General features: G+C 68.4%; 9 protein-coding genes and 3 tRNA genes. All 12 read left to right on the forward strand.

Going from position 1 to position 9,949, the window contains the following annotated elements:
• A partial coding sequence (gene trpB / locus AC1D12_RS14370) for a tryptophan synthase subunit beta (RefSeq protein ID WP_477841100.1) occupies positions 1–852 on the forward strand: 852 nt, incomplete at its 5' end.
• The gene (gene trpA / locus AC1D12_RS14375) at positions 849–1,688 is read left to right on the forward strand and encodes a tryptophan synthase subunit alpha (RefSeq protein WP_477841102.1); all 840 of its coding nucleotides are present in this window, start codon (positions 849–851) and stop codon (positions 1,686–1,688) included. The genes trpB and trpA, both read left to right, overlap by 4 nt.
• The gene (accD, locus tag AC1D12_RS14380; protein ID WP_047511274.1) at positions 1,685–2,557 is read left to right on the forward strand and encodes an acetyl-CoA carboxylase, carboxyltransferase subunit beta; all 873 of its coding nucleotides are present in this window, start codon (positions 1,685–1,687) and stop codon (positions 2,555–2,557) included. The genes trpA and accD overlap by 4 nt, the downstream gene beginning before the upstream one ends.
• Positions 2,558–2,616: 59 nt before the next feature.
• Entirely contained in the window at positions 2,617–3,918 is a 1,302-nt protein-coding gene (gene folC / locus AC1D12_RS14385) for a bifunctional tetrahydrofolate synthase/dihydrofolate synthase (RefSeq protein ID WP_477827104.1), read from the forward strand.
• A gap of 32 nt (positions 3,919–3,950) precedes the next feature.
• Complete coding sequence (locus tag AC1D12_RS14390) at positions 3,951–4,778, forward strand: SPOR domain-containing protein (RefSeq protein ID WP_477827103.1); 828 nt, start codon at positions 3,951–3,953, stop codon at positions 4,776–4,778.
• Between the two features lie 9 nt (positions 4,779–4,787).
• The gene (locus tag AC1D12_RS14395; protein ID WP_047511278.1) at positions 4,788–5,276 is read left to right on the forward strand and encodes a CvpA family protein; all 489 of its coding nucleotides are present in this window, start codon (positions 4,788–4,790) and stop codon (positions 5,274–5,276) included.
• Positions 5,277–5,308: 32 nt separating this feature from the next.
• Entirely contained in the window at positions 5,309–6,838 is a 1,530-nt protein-coding gene (gene purF, locus AC1D12_RS14400; RefSeq protein ID WP_477841104.1) for an amidophosphoribosyltransferase, read from the forward strand.
• On the forward strand, positions 6,838–8,085 hold the full coding sequence (locus AC1D12_RS14405; protein WP_477841106.1) for an O-succinylhomoserine sulfhydrylase: 1,248 nt from the start codon (positions 6,838–6,840) through the stop codon (positions 8,083–8,085). The genes purF and AC1D12_RS14405 overlap by 1 nt, the downstream gene beginning before the upstream one ends.
• A 10-nt stretch (positions 8,086–8,095) precedes the next feature.
• Positions 8,096–9,487 carry a glutamate--tRNA ligase gene (gltX, locus tag AC1D12_RS14410; RefSeq protein ID WP_477841108.1) on the forward strand — a complete coding sequence of 464 codons (1,392 nt, stop codon included), beginning with the start codon at positions 8,096–8,098 and terminating at the stop codon, positions 9,485–9,487.
• A 101-nt stretch (positions 9,488–9,588) separates the two neighbouring features.
• Positions 9,589–9,664: transfer RNA gene (locus AC1D12_RS14415), tRNA-Ala, on the forward strand.
• Between the two features lie 54 nt (positions 9,665–9,718).
• Positions 9,719–9,794: transfer RNA gene (locus AC1D12_RS14420), tRNA-Glu, on the forward strand.
• Positions 9,795–9,858: 64 nt separating this feature from the next.
• Positions 9,859–9,935 (forward strand) — tRNA-Asp (locus tag AC1D12_RS14425).
• Positions 9,936–9,949: the final 14 nt, after the last annotated feature.

The following is a 9,949-nucleotide window of genomic DNA, read 5'->3' on the forward strand; positions in this document are numbered from 1 at the left end:
GGCATGGAGTGCGTCGTCTACATGGGCAGCGAGGACGTGAAGCGCCAGTCGCCCAACGTCTACCGCATGAAGCTGCTCGGCGCKACCGTCGTGCCGGTGGAGAGCGGCTCCAAGACGCTGAAGGACGCGCTGAACGAGGCGCTGCGCGACTGGGTCACCAACGTCGAGAACACCTTCTACATCATCGGCACGGTGGCTGGCCCGCACCCGTACCCGGCGATGGTGCGCGACTTCCAGCGCGTGATCGGCGACGAGTGCCTGGTGCAGATGCCCGAGCTCGCCGGTCGCCAGCCCGATGCGGTGATCGCCAGCGTGGGCGGCGGCAGCAACGCGATGGGGATCTTCTATCCGTACATCGAGCATGCCGGCACGCGGCTGATCGGCGTCGAGGCGGCAGGGCAGGGGCTGGACACCGGCAAGCATGCCGCGAGCCTCAGCGCCGGTTCGCCCGGCGTGCTGCACGGCAACCGCACCTACCTGCTGCAGGACGAGAACGGCCAGATCATCGAGACGCACTCGATCTCCGCCGGGCTCGACTACCCGGGCGTCGGCCCGGAGCATGCCTACCTGAAGGACACCGGCCGCGCCGAGTACGTCGGCATCACCGACGACGAGGCGCTGAAGGCCTTCCACTACCTGTGCCGCACCGAGGGCATCATCCCGGCGCTGGAGTCGTCGCATGCGGTCGCGCACGCGATGAAGCTCGCGCCGACGATGCGCCCCGACCAGCACCTGCTCGTCAACCTGTCCGGCCGCGGCGACAAGGACATCGGCACCGTCGCCGACCTGTCGGGCGAGAAGGTGCATGCCCAGCCCTCGGAAGCGGGCCAGACCGTGAAGGGGGCGCAATGAGCCGCATCGCCACCCGCTTCAATGCGCTGAAGAAGGAAGGCCGCAAGGCGCTGATCCCGTACATCACGGCCGGCGACCCGTACCCGGATGCCACCGTCGAGCTGATGCTCGCGATGGCCGAGGCCGGTGCCGACGTGATCGAGCTCGGCGTGCCGTTCTCCGATCCGATGGCCGACGGCCCGGTGATCCAGAAGGCGGCCGAGCGGGCGCTCGCGAAGAAGATCGGCATGGTGCAGGTGCTCGACTACGTGCGCGGCTTCCGGGCCCGCAACACGACGACGCCGCTGGTGCTGATGGGGTACGCCAACCCGATCGAGCGCTATGACCAGCTGCATGGGGCCGGTGCCGATGAGAGCGCGTTCGTGCGCGACGCCGCCGCGGCCGGCGTCGACGGCGTCCTGGTCGTCGACTACCCGCCCGAGGAATGCGAGGCCTTCGCCGCCCGGCTGAAGGCGAAGCAGCTCGACCCGATCTTCCTGCTCGCGCCCACCTCCACCGAACAGCGCATGAAGGATGTGGGCCGCATCGCGAGCGGCTACGTCTACTACGTGTCGCTGAAGGGCGTGACCGGCGCCGGCCACCTCGACACCGACGCGGTGGCCCGGATGGTGCCGCGGATCCAGGCCCATGTGCAGGTGCCGGTGGGTGTAGGCTTCGGCATCCGCGACGCACAGACGGCCATCGCGGTCGCCAGGGTGTCGGATGCGGTCGTCATCGGATCCCGCATCGTGCAATTGCTTGAAACCCAGACGCGCGACAATGTCGTCCCCGCGGCCGCGGCGTTCATCGCCGAGATCCGCGCCGCCCTCGATACCCTGAAAGGAGCTCCCGCATGAGTTGGCTCGAGAAACTKCTTCCGCCGAAGATGCAGCAGACGGACCCGAGCGAGCGCCGCACGGTGCCCGAAGGCCTGTGGATCAAGTGCCCGTCGTGCGACACCGTGCTCTACAAGAGCGACCTCGAGCAGAACATCAACGTCTGCCCGAAGTGCAGCCACCACCACCGCATCCGCGCCCGCGCGCGGCTCGATGCCTTCCTCGACGGCGAAGGCCGCTACGAGATCGGCCAGGAGGTGCTGCCGGTCGACGCGCTGAAGTTCAAGGACAGCAAGCGCTACCCGGAGCGGCTGAAGGAATCGCTCGAGAGCACCGGCGAGACCGATGCGCTGGTGGTGATGGGCGGTGCGGTGCTCAGCATCCCGCTGGTGGCCGCCTGCTTCGAGTTCGACTTCATGGGCGGCTCGATGGGCTCGGTGGTCGGCGAGCGCTTCGTGCGCGGCGTCGAGGCCGCGGTCGAGCAGAAGGTGCCGTTCGTCAGCTTCGCGGCCACCGGTGGCGCGCGCATGCAGGAAGGGCTGCTGAGCCTGATGCAGATGGCCAAGACCAATGCGGCGCTGACGCTGCTGGCCAAGGCGAAGCTGCCCTACATCAGCGTGCTGACCGACCCGACGATGGGCGGCGTCTCGGCGAGCTTCGCGTTCGTCGGCGACATCGTGTTCGCCGAGCCGAAGGCGCTGATCGGCTTCGCCGGCCCGCGCGTGATCGAGAACACCGTGCGCGAGAAGCTGCCCGAGGGTTTCCAGCGCGCCGAGTTCCTCGTCAAGACCGGCGCGATCGACGGCATCATCGACCGGCGCGAACTGCGCACGACGATCGCCCGCTCGCTCGCGATGCTGCAACGGCAAAGCGCCGACGCCGTGGCCTGAGCCGGCCCGGCTCCCTGCGCAAGGCGGCCTCGGCCGCCTTTCCTTCTTCTGAGACCGTCATGCCCACACCGACCACCCTCGCCGAATGGCTCGCCCACTGCGAGCAGCTGCACCCCAAGGACATCGACATGGGGCTGGAGCGCAGCCTGCTGCTGAAGCAGCGCCTGGGCATCGCCTTCCAGGTGCCGGTGATCACGGTGGCGGGCACCAACGGCAAGGGCTCGACCTGCGCGATGCTCGAATCCATCGGGCTGCAGGCCGGCTACCGCGTCGGGCTCTACATCAAGCCGCATTTCGTGCACTTCGAGGAGCGCTGCCGCGTGAACGGCCGCAGCGTCGACGCGGCCGAGCTGATCCCGCACTTCGAGGCGGTCGAGGAGGCGCGCGCCGGCATGCCGCTGACCTACTTCGAGTTCACGACGATGGCGATCCTGCGGCTGCTCGCGAGYGCGCCGCTCGACATGGTGATCCTCGAGGTCGGGCTCGGCGGCCGGCTCGACACCATCAATGCGATCGATGCCGATTGCGCGGTGATCACCAGCATCGACATCGACCACACCGCCTACCTCGGCACCGATCGCGAATCGATCGGCCGCGAGAAGGCCGGCATCATGCGTGCCGGCAAGCCGGTGGTGGTGGGCGACCCGATGGTGCCGGCCAGCATCGTCGCGCATGCGGCCGAGGTGGGCGCCGAGCTGCGGCTGCTCGGCCGCGATTTCAACTACGCCGGCGACAAGCAGCAGTGGGGCTGGGGCGGGCGCGACAAGCGCTTCAGCGGGCTCGCCTACCCGGCGCTGCGCGGCGCCAACCAGCTGCTGAACGCATCGGCCGCGCTGGCCGCCTTCGAGGCCTTGCGCGATCGGCTGCCGATCACCGCACAGGCGGTGCGCAACGGCTTCGCATCGGTCGAGCTGACCGGCCGCTTCCAGATCGTGCCGGGCCAGCCGACGCTGGTGCTGGACGTCGCGCACAACCCGCACGCGGTCGGCGCGCTGGCCGAGAACCTCGACCAGATGGGCTTCTTCCCGCGCACCCACGTGGTGTTCGGCGCGATGGCCGACAAGGACCTCGAAGCGATCCTGCGCCGCATGGCGCCGCTGGTCGATGCGTGGCATTTCACCGACCTGCCGATCGCGCGCGCGGCCGGCGCCGCCGAGCTGCAGCAGCTGCACGAACGCCTGGCGCTGAAAGGCCCGGGCCCGGTCGCTACATTCCGTCACGCGAGCCCGGACGACGCACTGCGTGCGGCCATCGAGGCGGCGGACCCCGCTGATAGAATCGTGGTCTTCGGCTCGTTCTTCACCGTGGGCGGCGTGCTGAAGGACGGCGTCCCCCGTCTTTCTGCCAAGCACTTGAGCTGATCGCTCTCTTGCTCACCTGGAATCAGCTCTTCATGGGTCTGCTGTCCTTCCTGAAGCGCACGCCGGGCAACACGCCCAACAGCGCAACGCCCGCCAAATCCAAGGCGAAGGCGCCCCCGGTGGCCGAATCCCCCGACTCCGTCGCACAGGCCCGCACGCGCGCGCGCCAGCGGCTCATCGGCGCCGCCGTGCTGGTGATCGCCGGCGTGATCGGCTTCCCGCTGTTGTTCGAGACCCAGCCGCGTCCGTTGCCGGTGGACACGCCGGTCGAGCTGCGGCGCGACACCCCGGCCGCGCCCGCCACGACGCCGGCCCCGGCCGCCACCAACGCACGGGCGGCCGATGCGAAACCGGCACCGCTGCCGCCGAGCGTGATCACCGAGAACGTGGCCGATGCAGGCCGCGAGCCGTCGGCCTCGGCGCCGGCCGCTGCGGTCCCGCCACCGGCCGTGGCGGCGGTCACGCCGAAGCCGGCGCCCGTGCCGGCCCCCGCACCGGTCGAACGCAAGCCTGCCGAAAAACCCGCTGAAAAGCCGGCCGACAAGCCTGCCGACAAGCCCGCTGCCAAGCCCAACGACAGCGCCCGCGCGCAGGCCCTGCTCGACGGCAAGCCCGCCACGCCCGAGGCGGCCGGCCGCTTCGTCGTGCAGGTCGGTGCGTTCGCCGAGGTCAACGCCGCCCGCGAGGCCCGCCACAAGGTCGAGAAGCTCGGCCTGAAGACCTACACGCAGGTCGTCGAGACCTCGGCGGGCAACCGCATCCGCGTGCGGGTCGGCCCGTTCGCATCGCGCGACGAGGCCGACAAGGCTGCCGCGAAGATCAAGACCGCCGGCCTGCCGTCGGCCATCCTGACGCTGTGACGGCGCACGATGGGCTGGGTCGATGGGGTCTTTCTCGGCATCCTGGGTCTCTCCGTCCTGGTGGGGCTCGTGCGCGGCCTGGTGTTCGAGCTGCTGTCGCTGGTCGGCTGGTTTGCGGCCTGGTTCGCCGCGCAGTGGCTGACGCCGATGGTCGCGCCGCACATCCCGGTCGGCCGCATCGGCTCCGGCATCAACCATGCGGCGGCATTCGCGCTCACCTTCGTCGCGGCGCTGATCGTCTGGGGCATCCTGGCGCGGCTGCTGCGCTTCCTGATCCACGTGACGCCGCTGAGCCTCATCGACCGCCTGCTGGGTGGCTTCTTCGGCCTGCTGCGCGGCGTGGTCGTGCTGCTGGCCATCGGGCTGGTGGTCGGCATGACGCCGATGGTGACTTCACCGGCCTGGACAAGCTCGGTGGGCGCGCCGTGGCTCAATGCCACCCTGGCGGCCTTGAAGCCCGTGCTTCCGCCTCAACTCTCTTCCCACCTGCCCGCATGACGCGGGCCGGTTGAACAAGCAAGGACTCTCCCATGTGCGGCATCGTTGGCGTGATCTCGAAAACGCCGGTCAACCAGCTGATCTACGACGCGCTGCTGCTGCTGCAGCACCGCGGCCAGGATGCCGCCGGCATCGTCACGATGCAGGGCACCAAGTGCTTCATGCACAAGGCGCGCGGCATGGTGCGCGACGTGTTCCGCACCCGCAACATGCGCGGCCTGCCCGGCACCGTGGGCCTGGGCCAGACGCGCTACCCGACGGCCGGCAACGCCTACAACGAGGAAGAGGCGCAGCCGTTCTACGTCAACGCACCGTTCGGCATCGTGCTGGTGCACAACGGCAACCTGACCAACGCGCATTCGCTGAAGCAGGAGCTGTTCGACATCGACCGCCGCCACATCAACACCGAGAGCGACACCGAGGTGCTGATCAACATCCTCGCGCACGAGCTCGAGATGGCCGCGCGCGACCTGCCGCTGACCACCGAGGAGATCTTCAAGGCGGTCGGCGCGGTGCACAAGCGCATCAAGGGCTCGTACGCGGTGGTCGCGCTGATCGCCGGCTACGGGCTGCTGGCCTTCCGCGACCCGTACGGGATCCGCCCGCTGTGCTTCGGCGAGGCGATGACGCCGGACGGCCCCGAGGTGATGGTGGCCAGCGAATCGGTGGCGCTCGAAGGCACCGGCCACAAGCTGGTGCGCGACGTGGCGCCGGGCGAGGCCGTCTTCATCGACCTGGACGGCAAGCTCCACACCCAGCAGTGCGCCGAGAACCCGACGCTGAACCCGTGCATGTTCGAGTTCGTGTACCTCGCACGGCCCGATTCGGTGATGGACGGCGTGTCGGTCTACCAGGCGCGGCTGAACATGGGCGAGACGCTCGCGCAGCGCCTGATCTCGACGATGCCGCCGAACGAGATCGACGTGGTGATCCCGATCCCCGAGTCGAGCCGGCCATCGGCGATGCAGCTGGCGCAGAAGATCGGCAAGCCGTACCGCGAAGGCTTCGTGAAGAACCGCTACGTCGGCCGCACCTTCATCATGCCGGGGCAGGGCGTGCGCAAGAAATCGGTGCGCCAGAAGCTGAACGCGATCGCGGTCGAGTTCAAGGGCCGCAATGTGCTGCTGGTSGACGATTCCATCGTGCGCGGCACCACCTCGAAGGAGATTGTGCAGATGGCACGCGAGGCCGGCGCGCGCAAGGTCTACATGGCCTCGGCCGCGCCGCCGGTGCGCTTCCCGAATGTCTACGGCATCGACATGCCGACCAGCGAAGAGCTGATCGCGCACAACCGCAGCATCGAGGAGATCCGCCAGTTCATCGGCGCCGATGCGCTGATCTACCAGGACGTGGCCGCGATGAAGAAGGTGGTGGGCGCGCTGAACCCGAGGCTGAACGGCTTCGAGGCCTCGTGCTTCGACGGCTATTACGTGACGGGCGACGTGTCGGCCGCCGATTTCGACGCGATCGCGACGCAGCGCAAGTCGCAGGGCGGCGACGAGGAAGAGGGCGCCGACCGCTCGCGCCTCGCACTGCAGAGCGCGTCGACGGAGCGCAGCTGATGGCCGATGCGCCGGCGAAGCGAGGCATTCCGCGCGTCGAGCTGCCGGCCGACGTGCGGCGCGACACGCTCGCGGTGCGCGAGGGCCTGCCGCCGAGCGCGTGGGGCGAGAACTCCGAGGCGCTGTTCCTGACCAGCAGCTTCGTGCAGCCCGATGCGGCGAGCGCCGCCGCGCGCTTCGCGAACGAGGAAGAGGCGTTCATCTATTCGCGCTTCAGCAACCCGACGGTGACCATGTTCGAGCGGCGCCTGGCGGCGCTCGAAGGCGCGCAGGCCTGCATCGGCACCGCCAGCGGCATGAGCGCGATCCTGCTGCTCGGCATGGCGCTGCTGAAGGCGGGCGACCACGTGATCTGCTCGCGCAGCGTGTTCGGCTCGACGATCATGCTGTTCGGCCGCGAGTTCGCGAAGTTCGGCGTCGAGACCACGTTCGTCTCGCAGACCGATCCCGATGAATGGCGGCGTGCGCTGAAGCCGAACACGAGGTTGCTGTTCGCCGAATCGCCGACCAACCCGCTGACCGAGGTGTGCGACATCCGCGCGCTGGCGCAGATCGCGCACGAAGCCGGCGCGCTGCTGGCGGTCGACAACTGCTTCTGCTCGCCGGCGCTGCAGCGGCCGATCGAGTACGGCGCCGACCTGGTCGTGCACTCGGGCACCAAGTACCTCGACGGGCAGGGCCGGGTGATCGCCGGCGCGGTGTGCGGGCCGGAGCAACTGATCAACGACAGGTTCGTGCCGGTGATGCGCAGCGCGGGGATGTCGCTGTCGCCGTTCAACGCCTGGGTCGTGCTGAAGGGGCTCGAGACGCTGTCGATCCGGATGCAGGCGCAGGGCGAGCGCGCGCTGCAGCTGGCCGGCTGGCTCGAGCAGCAGCCGCAGGTGGCGCGTGTGTTCTATCCCGGCCTGCGTTCGCACCCGCAGCATGAACTGGCGATGGCGCAGCAATCGGGCTCGGGCGGCGCGGTGGTGTCGTTCACCGTGAAGAGCGCCGATGCCACCAGCGCCCGCAAGAACGCCTTCCACGTGATCGACCGGACGCAGGTCTGCTCGATCACCGCCAACCTGGGCGACACCAAGACCACGATCACGCACCCGGCCAGCACCTCGCACGGCCGGCTGACCGAAGACCAGCGCCAGGCCGCCGGCATCACGCAGGGCCTGATCCGCGTGGCGGTGGGCCTGGACGATGTGCAAGACCTGAAGGCCGACCTGCTGCGTGGTTTGGTCGGCCTCGATTCCCTTTGATCCAGACACCATGACCCGACCGATCCGCACCCGCATCGCCCCGTCGCCCACCGGCTTCCTGCACCTGGGCACGGCCCGCACCGCGCTGTATTCGTGGGCCTTCGCGCGCCACTTCGGCGGCGAGTTCGTGCTGCGCATCGAAGACACCGACGTCGCCCGCTCGACGCAGGATTCGGTCGACCAGATCCTCGCGTCGATGCGCTGGCTGGGGCTCGACTGCGACGAGGGGCCGATCTACCAGATGCAGCGGCTGGAGCGCTACCGCGCGGTGGTCGACCAGATGCTCGCCGAGGGCAGCGCCTACCGCTGCTACACGACGCCCGCCGAGCTCGACGTGATGCGCGAGGCGCAACGTGCGCGCGGCGAGAAGACCCACTACGACGGCCGCTGGCGCCCGGCGCCCGGCAAGACGCTGCCGACGCCGCCCGCCGGCGTGGAGGCGGTGATCCGTTTCGCGAACCCGCACGACGGCATCGTCAGCTGGGACGACCTGGTCAAGGGCCCGATCAGCATCGCGAACAAGGAGATCGACGACCTGATCATCATGCGGGCCGACGGTGTGCCGACCTACAACTTCGCGGTGGTCGTCGACGACTGGGACATGGCCATCAGCCATGTGTTCCGCGGCGACGAGCATGTGAACAACACGCCGTGGCAGATCAACATCTTCAACGCGCTGAAGGCGCCGCTGCCGCTGTTCGGCCATGTGCCGGTGATCCTCGGCGATGACGGACAGAAGCTGTCGAAGCGGCGTGGGGCGGTCAGCGTGACCGCGTACGAGGAGAACGGCTTCCTGCCCGAGGCGATGCTGAACTACCTGGCGCGCCTCGGCTGGAGCCACGGCGATGAAGAGCTGTTCACGCGCGAGCAGCTGGTGTCGTGGTTCGACGGCAGCCACCTGTCGAAGAGCCCGGCGCAGTGGGATGCGGCGAAGCTCGCGTGGGTCAACGCGCACTACCTGAAGACGATCGACGAGCGGCGCCTGGCCGCGCTGGTCGTGGCGCAGTTCGCGCGCCGCGGCATCAGCGTGTCGGAAGACGAAGCGGCGGCGCGCTGCGGCCTGTTCAAGGACCGCTGCTCGACGACGGTGGAGCTGGCCGACTGGCTGCAGATGTATTTCGCCGACGTGGCGCCGAGTGCCGAAGACCTCGCGACGCACGTGACCGATGCGGTGAAGCCGGCGCTCGCGACCTTGCGCGAGAAGCTCGCCGCGAGCGAGTGGAGCAAGCCCGCGATCGCGGCCGCGATCAAGGAGACGCTGGGTGCACACGGCCTCAAGATGCCGCAGCTCGCGCATGCCGTTCGCGTGCTGGTGTGCGGTCGTGCGCAGACGCCGTCGGTCGATGCGGTGCTCGAGCTCTTTGCGCGTGAAAAAGTTTTGAGCCGCTTGCAGAGGGCCTGAAAAATCTGCCTATAATCGTGGTCTTCGCTACTGAGAACAGCGCAGCGCCAGAAGGAAGGCTGAAAGGTCAACCCGATGGTCACCAGAATTCAAGGATTCTTGGGGGTATAGCTCAGCTGGGAGAGCGCTTGCATGGCATGCAAGAGGTCAGCGGTTCGATCCCGCTTACCTCCACCAAGACTCCAAAGTCTTGGGGCGCGTTGTTCAGAGTCGTGAAGAGTGAAAGTTTCAGTCCCCTTCGTCTAGAGGCCTAGGACACCACCCTTTCACGGTGATTACAGGGGTTCGAATCCCCTAGGGGACGCCAAGTTTGGCGGGGCTTGCGCAGAGAACATGGTTCAACGCGAAAACCCGCTGCGGTAAGAAGAATTGGAGTGGTAGTTCAGTTGGTTAGAATACCGGCCTGTCACGCCGGGGGTCGCGGGTTCGAGCCCCGTCCACTCCGCCAACAAAAAGCCCTTG

The organism is Rhizobacter sp. P1_G5 (assembly GCF_056405435.1).